The organism is Epilithonimonas hungarica (assembly GCF_900102265.1).
Taxonomy (GTDB): domain Bacteria; phylum Bacteroidota; class Bacteroidia; order Flavobacteriales; family Weeksellaceae; genus Epilithonimonas; species Epilithonimonas hungarica.
Map to the genome: position 1 here is coordinate 1 of NZ_FNBH01000003.1, position 16,946 is coordinate 16,946.

Consider the following 16,946-nt stretch of genomic DNA (forward strand, 5'->3'; position numbering starts at 1 on the left):
GCAGCATTCATACCGTACATAACATTTGTTGCTACTTCCCCCAACTTCTTAGTTTCCCACTCCTCCGTAAATTCAGGAAATCTCAAATTGGGAACGTTACCTACTTTTAATTTTTTATTTATCATCTCGATGATTCAATTTTCGTTAGTAAAAACATTAAGGATGTAAAAAATTAAAAAACAAGTCCCAATTCTTTGAAATACACGTCGATTTCTTTGTCCAGTTCTGCTCGTTTTGCTTCTAAAGATTTGATTTCCTGCATTACGGCTAGGATATCGATTTCTTCTTCGGCTTCAAAAGTGTCCACATATCTTGGAATATTAAGATTGTAGTCATTCTCTTCAACTTCTTTCAAAGTAGCTAAGTGACTGTATTTTTCAATAGTCGTTCTGTTACGATAGGTTTCAACAATCTTATCAATATGTTCTTCCCGCAACATATTTTGGTTCTTTACCTTTTCAAATTCCTTACTAGCATCGATAAATAAAATATGGTCAGGATCTTCCTTACACTTTTTAAACACCAGAATACAAGTCGGAATACTGGTTCCGTAGAAAATATTGGCAGGCAAGCCGATGACTGCATCCAAATAATTTTTCTGTTCAATCAGGTATTTACGGATGTGTAATTCTGATGCTCCACGGAACAACACACCATGAGGAAGAACAATAGCCATTGTTCCATTCTCTGCCAAATGATAAATCATGTGTTGCACAAATGCAAAGTCAGCCTTGCTTGATGGTGCTAATTTTCCATATTGACTAAAACGGTCATCGTTTAAAAATAATGGATTGGCACTCCATTTCGCTGAAAAAGGAGGATTTGCGACAATTGCTTCAAATGGCATATCGTTTAAATGCTGTGGATGTTCTAGTGTATCCTCTTGTTTTATATCGAACTGACGATAATGCACTCCATGCAAGATCATATTCATGCGAGCAAGATTGTACGTTGTACGGTTCATTTCTTGTCCGTAGAAATTATTGACATCTTTTACTTCTCTTGCAACACGTAATAGTAATGATCCTGAACCACAAGTTGGGTCATATACCGATTTTAAACGATTTTTACCTGTTGTAACAATTTTTGCAAGAATTTTGGATACTTCTTGAGGCGTATAAAACTCTCCCGCTTTTTTTCCTGCACCGCTGGCAAACTGACCGATCAAATACTCATAAGCATCTCCTAAAACATCCAATTCTGTATCATTCAATTTGAAGTCAATTTCATCGAGATGCTTTAGAACTTTTACAATAAGTGTATTTCTAGCATCAGCAGTTCTACCCAGATTATTACTATTCAAATCCATATCAGAGAACAAGTCCTCGAAGTCTTCTTCACTTTGTGTACCCATTGTACTGAGCTGGATATTGGTCAGGATTTTTTGTAAATCTTCAAGAATAAAATTGTTATCACCTCTTTTGGTAATTTCGCTAAATAGCTCAGAAGGTTTTAAAAAATACCCTAATGTTTCCAGAGCTTCTTCTCGAATGGCTTCAATATATTCTAAACCTTTAGGCGTATCTTCTTTGATATCTCTGAATTGAATTTGATCTTCTTCCAAAATGGAATTTGCATAGATTTCCATTTTTTCAGCCAAGTATTTATAAAAAATAAATCCCAAAATATAATCTCGGAATTCATCGGCGTTCATTTTTCCACGTAATGTATTGGCTATATTCCAGAGCTGTTGCTCTAATATTTTCTTCTGTTCTTCTGACATTGAAATAAGCGTTATTTGATTAGGGATTTTTAATCCTTAAGAATCCACTAAAATAGTAAACTTTTAGCTACTAAACATTATTTAGGCTGTAAAAAAGGTAGTTGTTTGAATAGACAAATTTGGTTTAGAAAATTTTGAAAATGCATTTGTTACAAGTAATACTAGAAGAAATCAGCTATTTCTTTCTATAAGAATTTAAAGAACATTTTTTTCTCTTTCGTTTTATTCATCTGTTTTTGACAAGGATATCTTAGAAGTATTTTTTATAAATCTTTGTCCATATATTCTTCCAAAGAAGATTTCAGTTGGTCTAAAAATGCTGTTCGGGATCCAGCACGATATTTCATTCGGTGGAAAGAATGATGCAAATCTCCTAAAGAAATTTGAAACATTCTTTCTAAAGCCAAACTGATTTTGCGTATACCTATTTTACCATTAGAAAGAGAGCTATTTGCGTAAAGAGCATAAATCAGTTCTATCAAGGCATTTTTGGTATCCGTCCAAAGGATGCTATCAGATATATCCCTCGCAGAAAAATCTGCCATTTCATCATCATTGATTTTTTGGAGAATGTAGGTATAGAGTAGTTCATTGGCTATTATCCGAGCCACTTTGTTATCATAATAAGTTGAAAACAGAGGGTCAATTTCAAAGACAAAACTGTTCAAACCATCGTGGAAATTGATGTTGCCTAACCTAAAGTAAGTTTCATCACGATCGGTTCTTCCTGAACGGTAATATCTGTAAAAATCTGAATTGTAGATATGCTCCCTGTATTCCTGTTTTAATTCCTTCAACTGTTCCAAAAAATAACTCGCATACATTTTCCCACCATCAACAGGGCAAGCTGTCTGTATGCGAAATATCTTATTGTGATAAATGAGCTTGGAGAGAATATATGGCTTGATATTGCGAAAGAAATTGATCTCCTCCCAATGGTTTTTAAAACCTTGCTTTGTAACACCCTCTCGTATAGACCATAAGTATTCTTTTAGGTATATAGTCATTTGATATGCTTCATCAATTGCATTAGGTGCAGACAGCGAAATAGCATTTTCTTTTCGCTGTATCTTTGAGATAATATGATTTAATGAAGATATCATTCAGTTTATATAATGGATAACTTGCAAACGCTAAAACAAAAGATAATGTCCATCTATTTCACAATTTCTTTAAACTCATTTCTGTCTTGTTATTACAAATAAAAATTCAGGAATCGGTTCAACTCCTGTTTTCCAGGGCTATAGGTTCGTTTTTATTCCTTCTTTAGCTAGATGTAGCTGAACAAAACCGTTTTTAAGCTTTTGTGCTTTATGTTTAAATTTAGCGTTAAGTTCACTGTTGTTTCCTAAAATAGCTCCAGCTCCAGTGATTATTGGGTTGATGTTAAAATAAATATCTGTAACCAAATCTTTGTCGATAAAGGCATTGAAAGTACCTGCTCCGCCTCCAATAGCAATTTCCTGCATACCTTTTCCATACATATATTCGATGGCTTCTTCTGAGCTACTTACGGTCTTGTAGCCATCAACTGTATAAGGTTTATCAGACAAGATGATGATTTCTACCCCATTAAAAAGCTCTTTTACTTCTTTTGGGAATTTTAGAAAATTTTCAAACGTTTTCAATCCTATCACAACGTTACCAACTTGTCTTACAAATTGCACGTAAAATTCCATCGTTTCTGGTGGTAGCTGATGATGAGGGTTATCGGCTATTAAAATTCTTCCATTAGCCGAAATGTTTGCGATTACTGTTACTTTCATAATGAACTGTTTTTGTAATTTCTGACTACAAAACTATCAGATATTCGATTTATATTTGCTATTCATTACCTTTTGGAAAGTAACTATTTTTATGGAAGACAAAAAGAGTGACATCAATAAAGAAAGTATATTGGCATTAAAAGATGGCATTGAACTGCTGAGTGGCAAATGGAAATTTTGTATCCTGCACAATTTACAGAACTATGGCACAATGAGGTTTAAAGATTTGCAAGAAATGGCTCTGGGAATATCACCAAAAGTTCTATCTAAAGAGCTTCAGGAATTAGAAGATAATTTGCTGATTACCCGAACGGTTAATAATACCAAACCTGTTACCGTTTCTTATGCACTTACCGCACACGCCAAAGAAACGGAAGAAGTTGTCAATGCTTTAATTGATTTTGGACTAAAGCATAGAAAAAAGATAAAAGGGAAATAGTTTTTCTATATTGAGTTCAGTTTGTCATTTCTGAAAAAATATTCAGGCAATAGAACAATTGCCTATCTATATAACGGATAAGTTCTTCTTCGTTATAGTGTTCTTTTCTTGCATTTGATTAAGTAAAACGGATAGTTTTCTGTCACTTCGGTTATTTCAAGAAGTCCTGTATCGGCAAATTCTTCTTCAATGGTTTGCCTATCATAAAAGAAGATTTTAACTCCACCAAACATTTCATAACGATCTTTGCCTATTAGCGTTCCTTGTCCATAACTTTGAGCGTCCTTAGTTATTGCTGTAAAAATGATTAATCCATCTTTGGTCAATTGACTAAAACAGTCTTGGATCAATTTTGCTCTTTCGTCCTTATCCAACAAGTAAATTAAACCGTAGCAAAATATTCCGTCATATAAATTGTTGTCAAAAGGCATATCTGTAACAGAACCGTGATAAATTTTCAATCCGCTTCCAAAATGTTTTTGAGCCAAATCAATGGCTGTCTGCGAGATTTCAATACCTGTTACGGTCATTCCCTTCTCAATAAAAATTTGTGCATTACGTCCATACCCAATTCCTGGGATAAGGACATTCTTGATATTATGTTCAAGAAAAATGTCCTTTGTCAAAACGGCAGATTTTGCAGGTTCTAAGCCCCACATTTCTTGTTTGTCTTTAAATGCTTCTTCCCAAAATTCTGTCATATTCTTTATTATTTACAGACTTTATCTTCTAAAATATCGCACATAAACCCCGATTGCTTTATGATTGAAATTATATTTTCTGAATTTATTTCGTTGTCTTCAACTCGTAAAATCGTATGTCCACAAGGATAAGGTAATTCGGTTTCGCATAAATCAAAATTGATTTTCAATTTTGGAAAACTGCTTTCAAGTATTTGTACAATGCGTTCTGCCTGAATTTTGCTTTTGATATTTGTAGTGAAAACTTCTATTCCATCAAATTTTAAGGTTTTTTCTGCTGTCATTTTATTCAAATCTTTTGGCAAAGATAAAAAAGTTTCTATTATTGCGACAGTGTAGTAATAAGTTAATGCAAATAATTTGCATTAACTTTGCCAAAGAGAAATAGTAGATATGAAACGTAGAAATACACCGTCAAAAGAAGTTATTTTTAACTTGTTGGCAAATACAGGAAAAGCAATGAGCCGTGATGCGATTGAACAAAAAATAGATGTAGAAATTGACAGGGCTACTATTTACAGAATATTAAATCGTTTTTGTGAGGACGGGTTAGTGCATAAAATTGTAGCCGAAGACGGAAAACAATATTTTGCCATATGTATAAAATGTGATGAAAAAAGTTTTGCCGATAATCATTTTCATTTTCGCTGTGTCAAATGTCAGACAATAGAGTGTTTACCCGAAGCTGTTAATTTTTCTGTTCCCAATGGCTACAATGTTGAAAGTGTGAATTGTGTACTCACGGGAATTTGCAAGGATTGTTCGATTTTATAGTAAGAAAAACAGATTATTACAATCTCCTCCCTTTCTTCTTTTTTTTCATTCGTTTGGCAAACTGTTCTTCCTCGTAGTCCTCGCCCTGTGCATCGGGTAATAAGCTGAGCAATCCTAAATCGGAATTGGACGAATGCTCTTTTGGAAGAAATTCAAAAAGGTCTTTTGTCGGTACGCTGTCTATTTTATTTGCTTTAGAAACAGGGTTATTCTGTATCTTCAATTCGGGTTTGTTTCCATTGTTCCACCAATCATTGAACACGTTTGCCGAGAGGTTTTTATCCAATTGCGAACCGTTCCAAACGCTACGGCTTTCGTGGTCAATAAATGTCATACCGTAAATCCGTCCGCTGTCGTTCCTACGGACAACTGTATTGATGCCCTGCTCGGACAATTGCTTTTTAAAATCCGTTTCGTTGCTTGTCGTATGAATGGCAAGTTCAACCATGTTTTTCAGAACAGACCTTGCAGTATTGGTTTTCATTTTCTCTTTGGACTGTTCAAGGTGTTTTTGAAGTTGTACAACGCCTGCATCTTTTCCGAATAGCGATGCTTTGAACGGATTGCTAACCTTGTTTCCATTCTCGTCCAATGCTACATACACCAATCCGTTTACAGGTTGTCCGTTCCGTTCACCTCTGACTTCCTCCACTGTGATGTTGAAAAGAGAAAGTAACGCATTGTAGCTACCCATAGTTGAAAAGCTATAATACTTTGGCAGATGCCGTACTACCGAAGCAATCTGACTTTTGATGTCGCCATTTTTATGATTTACAGGCTTGAAAACTTTATTGGCTTGTTTCTGCTCCTGTTCAGTAGCCTTTTGCAGATTATACTTCTGTTCCAAATCCCGACAGATTGCCATTGAACGTGGATGGTCGTAATCATCGGGAATTTTCTTTCCGTCAATACCTACGCAGGTTGAAACGATATGAATGTGCGTGCGATCAATGTCCGTATGTTTGAAAACTATGTACGGTTGGTTGCCATAGCCCATACGTTCCATATACTCCTGTGCCATTTCCATAAATTGTTCATCGCTGACCTTATCCGCAGGATCTGGGTTCAGTGAAATATGGCGTACCGTCTTTTCCGTTTTGATGTTTGCCGATAAATACAGCTCAAAGCATTTGTTAAAATAGGTTACGGAATACTTGCCGTCAACTGTGTCAGGTATCTTATTCAAGAGCAGAACCGCTCCGTTTTCTTTATCTACTTTCTGTTGATTGTACAAAATCGCTCCGTACATATTGCTTCCCTTTCCAATTTTTGCAATCATAACTTTACTCTTTTTTCAGATACTTCTCTTCAAATTCCTGTGTTAAACGGATAACCTTTTTAGTAACTTTTACCAATTCTATCGTTTCTTTTTCCAATTTAAAAAGGTATGTTCCTGCTTTTTTCTCTGAAAAATTGCGGTATAATATCTTCACAATTTGATTGTAATTTGTTCCGATTGCTCGGAACTGGCTAAAAAATCGGGTCAACTTTTCGTGATATTCTATTGCATCCATATCAATCTTTACGGTCTTTACGGTCTTCTGAAAGATACAGGCTGTTATAAAATGAGCAATTACTTTGATTTCTGATTGGTCAAAGAGTGCAAGAAATTTGGCATTGTCCTCTGCATTCAGGTTGATGGAATACCGATTGACCGCAGGGTCAATCTTTGGTTTTCGTCCTGTTTTCCTAATCTGTTTTCTGTTTTTCTCTTCCATAATAATCCAATTTTAATTTTTAAACAAACGGGCGACTTCGGAGCCGTTTCCAGCCCCCTGCAAGGGCAAGTGCTCTTGAGGTGCGGAAATTTATTTCGAGGACCTCAAGAGATAACTTGCTCTGAACAGGAGTTCATAAAAATCCGTTTTGCAAACGGATTGGAGTTAGCTGAAAAAGTTCATCGCTTTCGTTACAAAGTTCGATAAGACCATTTGAATAACAACGACTTACAATCACGCCAAACAATGCCAATAAACGCCAAATACTACCACCTTTATGAGGATTGGAATTGCTTTTGTTTCCTTTGTAACTGGTTAACTGGCTGATTGGTTATAACCTTAACTATATAGCCAATCGGCATAAATCCCGACAGCAAATCTGCGTGATTGAATGCAGACCTATTACAGATTTTTGAGTTAATAAACTAGCTAATTAAAGGTATGCACTTGCGTAGGTAGATATTTAGTTACATAGATACAATAGTATATACAGATGAATGCTTAGCTAGGCTAACAGCTAAATAGATATAATATTAAAATTGAGAGATATGATACACGAAGAAAACAAAAGTCAGCAACTCGAAAAAGAGGATTTTTCTATTGAAAATTTCCTGACTGATGAAAAGAAACAACCTTTGATGGAACAAAAAGGAATAACACATCGGAAAGACTTTGCCAAACTCGATGTGGATGAGGAAGCTATTATGCGTGTTATGGCAGAAGAAGAACCCGAGGAAATAGCAACAGAAACGGAACAAATTAAACCGTTAATGAACAGTACGAAAAAAAGTACCTCCAAGCCAAAGAAGCTGACCAAACAGGACTACTGCGGACAGTTCTTTAAAATTCCGAACAGTATTGCAAATAGGGGTAAATCGGTCTATGTACGGCAGGAACACCACGAAAGATTTAACAGGCTTACCAATATTATGGGCATCGACAAACTAACGATTTATGCGTATCTGGACAACATCATCGAGTACCACTTTCAGGAGTTCGGTGAATTAATTAACGAAATCTATAATGAGAAGCACAAGCCGTTATTTTGATAACCGTCCTTTGGTCAGGATGCGTAACTCCTTCTTAAAATTGTTTCCTAAAGAAAAAAACAGAAAAAAAAGAAAGCCATTTTAACAAGGCGGACAGGTGGAAGAACCAAAAGGAAACGGAATAAATCCCGAAGGGTGGCAGGGCAATCACACAACAACAACAACTGGGCGAAGTCACCATATTTGCCCTGCCATTATGCCGTAAGCTTTTGGTTGGGCGGTGCGGTGGGTGTCCGCCTTATCTTTGCTACCTTTTTGTTCTTTTTTAGATTTTTATTAAAAAAAAAATCTTTGATAGTATTCTGCAACTGTAAGCCAAACGCTACCTCTGACGGCAACATTGGAATGACCTATGTAAATAGCTTTTATTTTCGAGGTTTAAATGATGCAGATATGGAAATAACAGTTTTAGACATTCAGATTTTAAAGGCATTGCACAGGGAAGTAAAGGAAGTTTCTCTATTGATTTCGGAAATGACTGCACCCTACAAAGCATTGCAACAGGCAACGAAATGGCTCGACCAACAGGAAGCCTGCCAACTACTGAACATCAGTAAAAGAACGTTGCAGACTTACAGGGAAAAGGGCATTCTTGGAGCAACGCAAATCAATCGGAAGACTTATTTCAGATTATCTGAAGTGGAGTTACTAATGCAAGGAGAGCGACCATTAAAAAAGCAAAAGAAATGAAACAAATTGGAAATTCAAACGAGGATATGCTTGCCCTGCTTGAAGCTATGGTAGGTATCAAAAACGAACTGCTGTATATCAGGGAATATTTTCATCCACTCTTAAAAGGGGAAATTTATCTGTCAGGCGAACAGGTTTGCGAGATGTTGCATATCAGCAAACGGACACTGCAACAGTATAGGGATGACGGACTGATACCTTTTATCAAGCTCGAACGGAAAATCCTTTTTCGTGAAAGCGATATTATTAAGGTGTTGGAAGATAACTATCAGCGTTAGCCGATTGTTTGAAACTGTAACCGTATCGGTCAATTAAAGAAACAGCCCATTGCTTAAAGCGGTGGGCTGTGTTGCTATTTGGTTTCATTATACTTTAACCCTAAAAATCTATTTTCTTTTGTAAATGATGCTCTTTTTACGTCATTGACATTGAATGATAATTTATTATTTTGGGAAGCTAATTCTATAAGGTCACTATTTAATGTAACGATATACTGAAATTCATTAGGACTCTTTTCATTGTAGCCATAGAGAAAATTTAAGCTTTTTTCAATAGAATCATCATCTTCAAAAATATTATCGTGAATTAAGAATCCTGGGTGATATTGTTTTGTGTATTCATTAAGCATCAATGAAATATCATAGATAAATACTTTCATTCTTTCAGTAGAATGACTACCATCATCATCGGTTCTCATAACAAATTCAATAACATTTTTGTTTTTTGTTGTTTTAATCTCGAAATGAGCTTCTCTATTACCCATTATTTTTTCGTGAATTTCTAAAATCGTTTCTCTAAAACTTTTAATTATTTTAGCTTTTTGATATAATTCTTCATCAAAATCAGAAATTAGAACAGTTTTTTCTGCCTCTAATATTTTTTTATCTCTTTCTGCGGTATCATATCTTTCAATCAATGAACGAAGATTGCTCAATTCACTGTTCTTATCATTAAATATTTTTATTGAAGTCTTTAAATCTCTTAAAACTTCTCCATTATCTATAAGACTAATTTTTTGAGAATAATCATTATCTAATTTTCTAACTACTTCATTTAGTTGATTAAGTTCTTTTTTCAAAGCAATTAATCTGTCATTTACAATAGAGCTTCTAAAACCATCAATTTTGTTTTTAAACTCTTTTAAGTCATCTAAAGATTTCTCTACTAAATCGCCAAGACCTTGTTTGAATTGATTAAATATTATAGAAATTTCATTTTCATTAATATTCTCTGGCTTTGGTAAAGAATCAATTTGCTTAATCTCGTATTTAATGGCTTGTTGACGTGTTCTAAGTTCAGATAATCTACTTTCCAATTTTACCAAATCTTCCTGAAGTAATTCAAAGGATTCATTATTCTTTAATCCCTCAATGGATTTATTGATTTTTAAAACTTCACTTTCTAACTCATTTAAATGGGCTTTGGCATCCTGAATTTTTAACTCATCATTTTGAGTTACTATTTTTTTTATTTCAGAAAAGTAGTCTTTCTTTTTTTTCAAATTATCGTTCAACGATTTAATTTCTGAATATTTTTCAAGTCCCATATTCAAATAAAAAAGATGTGGTCCAAAATCTGGTGGTATCCTTTTTTTTGTATCGTGACACTGAATTAAATCTTTAAATTCCGACCTTTCATCTCTAATAATTGGTTGTAACAAGTTTCTAAAACTTAATCGTTTTAAGCTTGTAGAAAAACGTTCAAAATATAAATTCCCTAAATAGTCCGAAGCATCATCCAATCTATCAAAGTTCTTTTCTTCTCCATTAACAAAAATAGTTACTTGCTCCGGATTTTTGATTGAACGAGAAATAGTCAATTTTTTATCATCAAAGTCTAGGTCTAATTTGATTTGACTTTCTGTTATTTCAGTATATTTTTTAGGAATTAGGTTTAACCTGCTGTCGGATATTCTTTTAAGTAAACAAAAGTTTATAAATTCTATACAAATAGACTTACCTACACCAATTTTCTTATTGGTGCTTTCCGCCTCTTCTCCCATAATAATATTTATCCCATATTCAAAAGTGATTGGTGCAAATATTTGAGGCTCGCTATATAGTCTATTAATTTTAATCATTTTTGTTTTCTAACATAAATAAAAGGCTCTTTAAAATCAATGATTCCTGATGAATATAAAAACGCAAGTCCAAAAAATAAATGACGATAACGTGTTATGTTATGTTTTTTAAGATCTTTAGATAGTTCGAAAATAGAAATTTTATCCACTTTTTGACGTTGAATATTTTTCAAAATCAAAGAAGCTACATATACAGATGAAGTTTTTATATTTTCGTCTTTAGATACTAACATTGTTAATTATTTGGAAATACATTACAGTTAATCAATTCATCCAATAGATAATATTTTATGGCTATTTTGTCGAACTTAATGCCGTTTTCAGAAAGTTTACCATAAAACAATTCAACTAATCTTTCTAACGCTATTTGAGGATTATTAGCCTCAGCCGTTAAAATCTTATCGCTTTCATCTTTTAAATAATTTGATATTTTAATTGCCTTTACACTATCAATCCCTTGTTTAGCTTCAAATAAAGGTTGTTGATAGACAGTACAAAGGTCTGAGTATAAATTTATCAAAAAAACACTATGGTCAGAGAATCTATTGTAAATTTTAAATTGTGGGTCTACATTTTCAGGTTTCTCCGATATACTTCGATTGTCATCCTTACTTAAATATTCAATCAAAGCCATTATTGTTTCTACCTCATTGGATTCTGTCTTCTTCCTTTCTTGTAAGACCTGTTCGTTAAGAAAATCTGCAATACTTTTAATCTTATCAAAATCTGTGATATTATTTATTACTGCTAAGATTTTCTTTATATCAAGGACATCTTCCTTATGGTTGAAGTTATTACCAAATTTTGTTTTATAATGTTTAGCATCCTTAGCGATTAGCAAAAGTTTTAATTTATAGTCTTTACGATTGGTATCTTTGTAAAATCCATCAATAGCCTCCTTAATTTTTTTATTATCATTTTGGGAAGTTACCTGAATAGCCAATTTATTTTTAGTATCAATTAAGTCAATATGAGCAAAATTATTCTCAATGAAATTAGTGTTCTCAAACTCATATCCAAACAAATTGAAAAAATCTCGGTAAAAATTTTCCGCATAGACATTAATATCTGTTAAATTAAGGGAATTGAGTAGTTCTACCTCTGCTTTAAGGTATGCTAATCTTCTTCCAATTAAAGTTAAATATGATTGCCTATTGTCCATACATATATACCAAGTAACTGTTACAATACAACATTTTGATTTTGACAAAGATATTAAATTGAGTGTTATGATTTCATTCCAATTATCTGAAACACGAAAAATGTTATATGGCGGTTAGAAAATAAAGCTGTGAAAAAACAAGCATTTTTATTAATATAAATTGGTTGTTTAAGTACAAGTAAGCAGTCCTGTTATTTATAAATAACAGGACTGACAGTTCTTTAAAACTTCTACAATTGTGACACAAAAGATTGTTCCAAACCTTTGAATTTATGAGATACTTTTTGCATATCCTTACCAACTTTCTCGTTGAGTATCTTGGCGTAAATCTGTGTGGTAGCAATATTTTTATGCCCTAACATTTTGCTTAAACTTTCGAGCGGAACTCCCTCGCTTAAAAACAAGGTGGCAAACGTATGACGTGCCAAATGAAAGGTTACTTTTTTCTCTTTAAGACAGTCAATCAGCTTGGATATTGCTTTTAGTCTATCATTACAGGAACTGTTAGACGGAACAGGAAAAACCCTGCCGTCCTTTGACAGTCCTGCATACTTTTCAATAATCATTTTGGGAATATCCAACAGCATTACATTGGACGATGTTGCTGTTTTTCTCCTGCGGACAATAATCCACTGGTTTCCGTCAAAGAAATCTTGGATATTACTGTTTTTAAGTCCTTTCATATCTGAATAAGAAAGTCCTGTAAAGCAACTGAAGACAAACAAGTCTTTAACAAACTCGTCTTTCTTTTTCTCGCAGTTAAACGTTACTAGCTGTTCCAATTCATTCCGCAACAGATAACCCCTGTCTTTGTCCTTTTTGGTGTTCTTATACTCGCTGAATGGATTAAAAGCGAGGTGCTTTCTGCTTATTGCCAAACGGCAAAGCGTAGTAAAGCCAATCATATAATTCCAAATAGTATTATGATTTAGGGTTAAATCGTCACGTAAATAGTAGTCGAAATCCTGTACAAAATTAGAAGTAAGGTCGTTAAACATTACATCGGTATAACCGTATTTAGCAAAGGCAAAATTCCGCAGGTGCTTTAAAAGCGTTTTATATCTGAGGTATGTGCCTTGTACCCGAAGTCCGCTGTTTACCTTTTTTTCAAAGTCCGCTATAAACTGCTCGTAAAATTTGAAAAAGGTCAGTTCTCCGCTTTCCATTCCGAGAAAAACATTTTTAAGTTTGGCAATGTTTACCGCTCCCTCGTTCTTTAGGATTTTGGAATAGCATTCTTCAATCCCCAAACGGATTTTGTCAAGTTTGCCGTTTACCTCTTGGGCTTCTCGGCTTTTGCCTAAAACCCTGCCGTACTTCAAATCCCAATTTGTTGCGGAAATATCCAGCTTGGTACTGAATGCAGACTGTTTGCCGTTTACGGTAATCCTGCACATAACCGTAACTTTTCCGTTTTTCTTCGGGGCATTCTTTTTAAGGTAAAACAATACCTTAAATGTTGATTTTTTTGTCGTTTCCATACTCACAATTCTTAATGATAAAATTAAACTTATGTGAGCTACGGAACAATATGAAAAACTATGCAGAAAGCTGAAATACAGAGATTTAAAACGATTATTTCTAATGCTTGAAAGTAACGTTTTAGTAACCTTACTTTTGCCTAACCTCGCTTTTTTCTGCTTTTTATCACATTACCAAAAAATCAAAAACGATTGTAAAGCCTTTATTTACAATCGTTTTCCCTGTTATTAATCTTTGATGTATTTTTACTGAAAATTTATTTTAAAATAATCGATTCTTCCGGTTCCGCAGTACCGATTTACAAACTGTGTTAATGATTTTACAATGCCAATTAAGATTATTGGTATTGAAGACCGGATTTCACCAAGTACTTCCTGGAAATCAAATAATCTAAATGATACTTATATTAATAAAGTCGATATTGCTCCTAACTTCTATATAAAAAGCTCTAAAATAAAAGAGTAAGTGTAGCTAATAAATTTTATCATGCAATTGGATGATGTCAACAAACGGCAGACCGAATTTTTTGTTGAGTAAGGTTGAAATACTCGAATTTAAAACACGTTTATCTGTTGCCTGTTGGTTAATTTTACAACTGTCTTAATAGTTGTAAATTGCATGAAGAAATAAGGAAATAATGAATGTGCTTATACAGAAATTGACAGCAGTGGAACACGGCTTCAAACCATTTGAATTGGAAGCTCAAAAAATAGTCGACAATAAAACTTTATCGGAGTCAAAAGCTATAGCTGTGGATATGCTCCGAAGTGAGTTTTACCAAGCCCGATGCTGTGCCATCTTCATCCTAGGATATATTGCGTCCAAAGATAATTCTGTACTCGGTTTATTAAAGGAAGTCGCCCGATCGGATGAAAGCTGGCAGGTACAGGAGATCATTGCAAAGGCATTTGATCAGTACTGTAAAGATAATGGCTATGAGAGTTCACTTCCCGAGATCAAAGCCTGGCTCGGTGATGAACATCCCAATGTTTGTCGTGCAGTTACCGAAGGCCTGCGGATATGGACGGGGCGACCTTATTTTAAAACGCATCCAGAAGTGGCCATCGATCTCATAAGCCAGCATAGAACCAGCGATAGTGAATACCTCCGGAAATCGGTTGGCAATTCGTTGAGGGATATCAGCAAAAAGTATGGGGAAATGGTCAGGCTAGAAACATCAAAATGGGACCTTCAGGACCGGAGGACCGCCTTCACCTACGACTATGTACTTAAGAGGCATTGATGGGTTTTGCTTTCGGAGAAGTATTTTAAAAATAAATTTGATATCAAGTGTCACTTCCTTAATAATATGGTTCTCTTATAAACAGAAATTAATTATGAAAGATTTATATTGATTTTCAGGCTAAGTGACATTCAGACCATGACCGCAACAAACGGAAGAGCGTATGGGCTGGTTTTGAGCATCACTGCCGGAAGAAGCCTGTTGATAAGGGCAATACCTTATTGCTGGCCAAAATTAGAGAAATCCGATAATGAACAATTTTGAGTGTTGATGTCCGATGAAAAAATAATAAATGTAAAAAGTAATAGCTTATGCATCTTATCATGTTATATATTAATTGATCACACTATTGTCCTACATTAGTTTTTATTGCTGACAAAGCGTAAACCATAGGGATTTTATCCGCTAAATGAGCGACTCTGAACTTACCTGGCTCAGATTCTACCGAATGACTAAAATTATTGTACGGCGAATAGTCAAATTCTTCAAAATAAGTTATTACCAGCCCGTTTTGTATCAGGCTGCTGAAGACCTCGCCTAAACTGTGATTCCAGCCGATCGTTTTTACTTCAATATCCGCTTCTTTATCTGCATAACTCCCTTTTTCAGTTTCTATAATGGCTCCGGAATTAAAATATCTGTATTCGATCTTTTTAAACGCCGAATCAAACATCCAGATAACTGGATGAAATTCTACAAAAACAAATGTACCGCCGGGTTTCAGGAATTTCGAAATGATCTTTGCCCACCGATCCAGATCCGGAAGCCAGCCGATCGTTCCGTAACTTGTAAAGACAATATCGAACTGACGATCAAAATGATCGGGCAGATTATAAACATCGCAACAAATAAATTGAACGGGGGCATTAAGTTGTTCAGCAAATTTTTGTGCCTGTTCTATTGCTACATTGGATAAATCAACCCCAACTACATCTGCTCCCAGACGGCTTAAAGAGATACTGTCCTGTCCGAAATGGCATTGCAGGTGCAATACGGATTTGCCTGTCAAATCTCCAAGTAAATTAAGCTCTATATCTTTTAATGAACTTTTCCCCTTCAAAAAGGCGTCCAGGTTATAAAAATCAGAATTGATATGAGCTTCTGTTCTCGTATTCCACGAATCTCTGTTTATTTCCAGATAGTTGTCTTCTATATTCATATGTATTTATCTAATGAGATGAATTGATCTTTTGCCACTCCTCGTAGCTGAGCACGCCAAGTTCTGGCTGACTTTTGCCGTTCAAAATATGGATAAACTCCAGTTGATTTCCGTCTGGATCGTCAAAATAAAGAGCAAGTGCGGGCATCCAGGCAAAAACCATTGGTTCATTGCTGCCATTTTTGAGAAAATTGTAGGCCTTTAATCCGCTTTTCTCTAAAAAAGTATTTGCATATTTTAAAATAAAATCTTTTGAGCAGGTGAATGCAAAATGCCTTTTATGGAGATTGCCTTCTTGTTCCCAAAGTCCAAGCATTGCCGTTTTATTTTCTCCGATCCAGAGAAATGCAATAGGTCTGGTTTCATCATAGTGTGCAAACTGAAGTCCCAATATTTGAGTATAGAACTGAACCGCGTTTTCTAAGTTACTTACTTGAATGTGTGTCTCATATAATCCTTCAATCATTTTTATATATTTTATTATTAATATTTATAGTATTTTAATAATGACGACTATTTCATCTTAGCATGTGGATAATAGGATAATCTTTGCCCGAGCCGTCTTTTTCTGATCTTCCTGTTTGCCTGAATCCCAATTTCTCGTAGAAGCCGATCGCCTGTTGGTTTTGCTCATTGACATCAACTTTCGTAATCCCATGATTTTCCTTCATAAAATGAAATAGTTTTTTTCCGTATCCCTTGCCTCTGTAATCATTATGGATAAAAAGCATTTCGAGATTTCCTTCCGATGCTGATGAAAACCCGATGGGTTCATCATTTTCAATAAGGAGAAATACTTCTAAATTAGGCAAATAATCCTTTGGAATGGCTTGTTTAAAATAAATAAAGTCTTCTTCGGCAAGAAAGTTGTGTGTGGCTCTGACCGCTGATTCCCAAATTTCCATAATTCTGGGATGATCATCTAAGAATGCGAGCCTGATTTTTTGTGACATAATTCTA

General features: G+C 34.6%; 21 protein-coding genes. 7 read left to right on the forward strand and 14 right to left on the reverse strand.

Translation table 11 applies throughout. The features are described from left to right. Positions 1 to 172: 172 nt before the first annotated feature. From BLT30_RS11745 to BLT30_RS11755, 3 genes are all read right to left on the reverse strand, one after another. Complete coding sequence (locus BLT30_RS11745) at positions 173 to 1,723, reverse strand: type I restriction-modification system subunit M (RefSeq protein ID WP_089873758.1); 1,551 nt, start codon at positions 1,721 to 1,723, stop codon at positions 173 to 175. A 263-nt stretch (positions 1,724 to 1,986) separates the two neighbouring features. Next, complete coding sequence (locus BLT30_RS11750; RefSeq protein ID WP_449401665.1) at positions 1,987 to 2,730, reverse strand: RteC domain-containing protein; 744 nt, start codon at positions 2,728 to 2,730, stop codon at positions 1,987 to 1,989. 234 nt (positions 2,731 to 2,964) lie between these two features. Continuing rightward, positions 2,965 to 3,489, reverse strand: a complete 525-nt coding sequence (locus BLT30_RS11755) for a dihydrofolate reductase family protein (RefSeq protein WP_089873760.1) — start codon at positions 3,487 to 3,489, stop codon at positions 2,965 to 2,967. Between the two features lie 91 nt (positions 3,490 to 3,580). On the opposite strand from BLT30_RS11755, the gene BLT30_RS11760 reads away from it, so the two are divergent. Further along, the gene (locus BLT30_RS11760; protein WP_089873761.1) at positions 3,581 to 3,928 is read left to right on the forward strand and encodes a winged helix-turn-helix transcriptional regulator; all 348 of its coding nucleotides are present in this window, start codon (positions 3,581 to 3,583) and stop codon (positions 3,926 to 3,928) included. A 92-nt stretch (positions 3,929 to 4,020) separates the two neighbouring features. On the opposite strand, the gene BLT30_RS11765 is transcribed toward BLT30_RS11760, so the two are convergent. Continuing rightward, on the reverse strand, positions 4,021 to 4,629 hold the full coding sequence (locus BLT30_RS11765; protein ID WP_002984837.1) for a class I SAM-dependent methyltransferase: 609 nt from the start codon (positions 4,627 to 4,629) through the stop codon (positions 4,021 to 4,023). Between the two features lie 8 nt (positions 4,630 to 4,637). Next, positions 4,638 to 4,913 (reverse strand): hypothetical protein, encoded by a 276-nt coding sequence (locus tag BLT30_RS11770; protein ID WP_002984835.1) that lies wholly within the window; start codon positions 4,911 to 4,913, stop codon positions 4,638 to 4,640. Between the two features lie 109 nt (positions 4,914 to 5,022). On the opposite strand from BLT30_RS11770, the gene BLT30_RS11775 reads away from it, so the two are divergent. Further along, positions 5,023 to 5,403 (forward strand): Fur family transcriptional regulator, encoded by a 381-nt coding sequence (locus tag BLT30_RS11775; protein ID WP_002984834.1) that lies wholly within the window; start codon positions 5,023 to 5,025, stop codon positions 5,401 to 5,403. A 16-nt stretch (positions 5,404 to 5,419) separates the two neighbouring features. On the opposite strand, the gene mobB is transcribed toward BLT30_RS11775, so the two are convergent. After that, positions 5,420 to 6,682 (reverse strand): conjugal transfer protein MobB, encoded by a 1,263-nt coding sequence (gene mobB, locus BLT30_RS11780; RefSeq protein WP_089873762.1) that lies wholly within the window; start codon positions 6,680 to 6,682, stop codon positions 5,420 to 5,422. A gap of 4 nt (positions 6,683 to 6,686) precedes the next feature. Continuing rightward, positions 6,687 to 7,121: a conjugal transfer protein MobA gene (mobA, locus tag BLT30_RS11785; RefSeq protein WP_089873763.1), complete on the reverse strand. Its 435-nt coding sequence runs from the start codon at positions 7,119 to 7,121 to the stop codon at positions 6,687 to 6,689. A gap of 548 nt (positions 7,122 to 7,669) precedes the next feature. Between mobA and BLT30_RS11790 the strand changes: the two genes are divergently transcribed. The 3 genes from BLT30_RS11790 (at position 7,670) to BLT30_RS11800 (ending at position 9,138) form a co-directional block, all read left to right on the forward strand. Then, a complete protein-coding gene (locus BLT30_RS11790; RefSeq protein ID WP_089873764.1) occupies positions 7,670 to 8,170 on the forward strand; it encodes a DUF3408 domain-containing protein in 501 nt (166 codons plus the stop codon). 291 nt (positions 8,171 to 8,461) lie between these two features. Then, complete coding sequence (locus tag BLT30_RS11795; RefSeq protein ID WP_245707172.1) at positions 8,462 to 8,860, forward strand: helix-turn-helix domain-containing protein; 399 nt, start codon at positions 8,462 to 8,464, stop codon at positions 8,858 to 8,860. Continuing rightward, positions 8,857 to 9,138 (forward strand): helix-turn-helix domain-containing protein, encoded by a 282-nt coding sequence (locus BLT30_RS11800; RefSeq protein WP_089873765.1) that lies wholly within the window; start codon positions 8,857 to 8,859, stop codon positions 9,136 to 9,138. Before BLT30_RS11795 ends, BLT30_RS11800 begins: the two co-directional genes overlap by 4 nt. A gap of 74 nt (positions 9,139 to 9,212) precedes the next feature. Here BLT30_RS11800 and BLT30_RS11805 read toward each other — a convergent pair whose 3' ends face one another. From BLT30_RS11805 to BLT30_RS11820, 4 genes are all read right to left on the reverse strand, one after another. After that, positions 9,213 to 10,940 (reverse strand): DUF2326 domain-containing protein, encoded by a 1,728-nt coding sequence (locus BLT30_RS11805; RefSeq protein WP_089873766.1) that lies wholly within the window; start codon positions 10,938 to 10,940, stop codon positions 9,213 to 9,215. Then, positions 10,937 to 11,173 carry a hypothetical protein gene (locus BLT30_RS11810; RefSeq protein ID WP_089873767.1) on the reverse strand — a complete coding sequence of 79 codons (237 nt, stop codon included), beginning with the start codon at positions 11,171 to 11,173 and terminating at the stop codon, positions 10,937 to 10,939. Before BLT30_RS11810 ends, BLT30_RS11805 begins: the two co-directional genes overlap by 4 nt. Positions 11,174 to 11,175: 2 nt before the next feature. Further along, positions 11,176 to 12,102 carry an SMEK domain-containing protein gene (locus BLT30_RS11815; RefSeq protein ID WP_089873768.1) on the reverse strand — a complete coding sequence of 309 codons (927 nt, stop codon included), beginning with the start codon at positions 12,100 to 12,102 and terminating at the stop codon, positions 11,176 to 11,178. Positions 12,103 to 12,332: 230 nt separating this feature from the next. Beyond that, positions 12,333 to 13,583 (reverse strand): site-specific integrase, encoded by a 1,251-nt coding sequence (locus BLT30_RS11820; protein ID WP_089873769.1) that lies wholly within the window; start codon positions 13,581 to 13,583, stop codon positions 12,333 to 12,335. Positions 13,584 to 14,221: 638 nt separating this feature from the next. Here BLT30_RS11820 and BLT30_RS11825 point away from each other — a divergent pair. Together BLT30_RS11825 and BLT30_RS18400 are read left to right on the forward strand one after the other, a co-directional pair. After that, positions 14,222 to 14,827, forward strand: a complete 606-nt coding sequence (locus BLT30_RS11825; protein ID WP_089873770.1) for a DNA alkylation repair protein — start codon at positions 14,222 to 14,224, stop codon at positions 14,825 to 14,827. Positions 14,828 to 14,965: 138 nt separating this feature from the next. Continuing rightward, a complete protein-coding gene (locus tag BLT30_RS18400; RefSeq protein WP_262488088.1) occupies positions 14,966 to 15,091 on the forward strand; it encodes a hypothetical protein in 126 nt (41 codons plus the stop codon). Positions 15,092 to 15,173: 82 nt separating this feature from the next. Here BLT30_RS18400 and BLT30_RS11830 read toward each other — a convergent pair whose 3' ends face one another. The 3 genes from BLT30_RS11830 to BLT30_RS11840 are packed head-to-tail and all read right to left on the reverse strand — an operon-like array spanning position 15,174 to position 16,939. Then, a complete protein-coding gene (locus BLT30_RS11830; RefSeq protein WP_089873771.1) occupies positions 15,174 to 15,986 on the reverse strand; it encodes a class I SAM-dependent methyltransferase in 813 nt (270 codons plus the stop codon). A gap of 10 nt (positions 15,987 to 15,996) precedes the next feature. Next, positions 15,997 to 16,452, reverse strand: coding sequence for a VOC family protein (locus BLT30_RS11835; protein WP_089873772.1), 456 nt, complete (start codon positions 16,450 to 16,452; stop codon positions 15,997 to 15,999). A gap of 52 nt (positions 16,453 to 16,504) precedes the next feature. Continuing rightward, complete coding sequence (locus BLT30_RS11840) at positions 16,505 to 16,939, reverse strand: GNAT family N-acetyltransferase (RefSeq protein ID WP_089873773.1); 435 nt, start codon at positions 16,937 to 16,939, stop codon at positions 16,505 to 16,507. Positions 16,940 to 16,946: the final 7 nt, after the last annotated feature.

Coding starts and splice junctions, on each gene's coding strand:
- BLT30_RS11825 (WP_089873770.1), top strand. CDS start 14,222: ATGAATGTGCTTATACAGAAATTGACAGCAGTGGAACACGGCTTCAAA.
- BLT30_RS11745 (WP_089873758.1), bottom strand. CDS start 1,723: ATGTCAGAAGAACAGAAGAAAATATTAGAGCAACAGCTCTGGAATATA.
- BLT30_RS11775 (WP_002984834.1), top strand. CDS start 5,023: ATGAAACGTAGAAATACACCGTCAAAAGAAGTTATTTTTAACTTGTTG.
- BLT30_RS11760 (WP_089873761.1), top strand. CDS start 3,581: ATGGAAGACAAAAAGAGTGACATCAATAAAGAAAGTATATTGGCATTA.
- BLT30_RS11750 (WP_449401665.1), bottom strand. CDS start 2,730: ATGACTATATACCTAAAAGAATACTTATGGTCTATACGAGAGGGTGTT.
- BLT30_RS11820 (WP_089873769.1), bottom strand. CDS start 13,583: ATGGAAACGACAAAAAAATCAACATTTAAGGTATTGTTTTACCTTAAA.
- BLT30_RS11840 (WP_089873773.1), bottom strand. CDS start 16,939: ATGTCACAAAAAATCAGGCTCGCATTCTTAGATGATCATCCCAGAATT.
- BLT30_RS11815 (WP_089873768.1), bottom strand. CDS start 12,102: ATGGACAATAGGCAATCATATTTAACTTTAATTGGAAGAAGATTAGCA.
- BLT30_RS11810 (WP_089873767.1), bottom strand. CDS start 11,173: ATGTTAGTATCTAAAGACGAAAATATAAAAACTTCATCTGTATATGTA.
- BLT30_RS11790 (WP_089873764.1), top strand. CDS start 7,670: ATGATACACGAAGAAAACAAAAGTCAGCAACTCGAAAAAGAGGATTTT.
- mobA (WP_089873763.1), bottom strand. CDS start 7,121: ATGGAAGAGAAAAACAGAAAACAGATTAGGAAAACAGGACGAAAACCA.
- BLT30_RS11805 (WP_089873766.1), bottom strand. CDS start 10,940: ATGATTAAAATTAATAGACTATATAGCGAGCCTCAAATATTTGCACCA.
- BLT30_RS11830 (WP_089873771.1), bottom strand. CDS start 15,986: ATGAATATAGAAGACAACTATCTGGAAATAAACAGAGATTCGTGGAAT.
- BLT30_RS11755 (WP_089873760.1), bottom strand. CDS start 3,489: ATGAAAGTAACAGTAATCGCAAACATTTCGGCTAATGGAAGAATTTTA.
- mobB (WP_089873762.1), bottom strand. CDS start 6,682: ATGATTGCAAAAATTGGAAAGGGAAGCAATATGTACGGAGCGATTTTG.
- BLT30_RS11835 (WP_089873772.1), bottom strand. CDS start 16,452: ATGATTGAAGGATTATATGAGACACACATTCAAGTAAGTAACTTAGAA.
- BLT30_RS11765 (WP_002984837.1), bottom strand. CDS start 4,629: ATGACAGAATTTTGGGAAGAAGCATTTAAAGACAAACAAGAAATGTGG.
- BLT30_RS11770 (WP_002984835.1), bottom strand. CDS start 4,913: ATGACAGCAGAAAAAACCTTAAAATTTGATGGAATAGAAGTTTTCACT.
- BLT30_RS11800 (WP_089873765.1), top strand. CDS start 8,857: ATGAAACAAATTGGAAATTCAAACGAGGATATGCTTGCCCTGCTTGAA.
- BLT30_RS18400 (WP_262488088.1), top strand. CDS start 14,966: ATGACCGCAACAAACGGAAGAGCGTATGGGCTGGTTTTGAGCATCACT.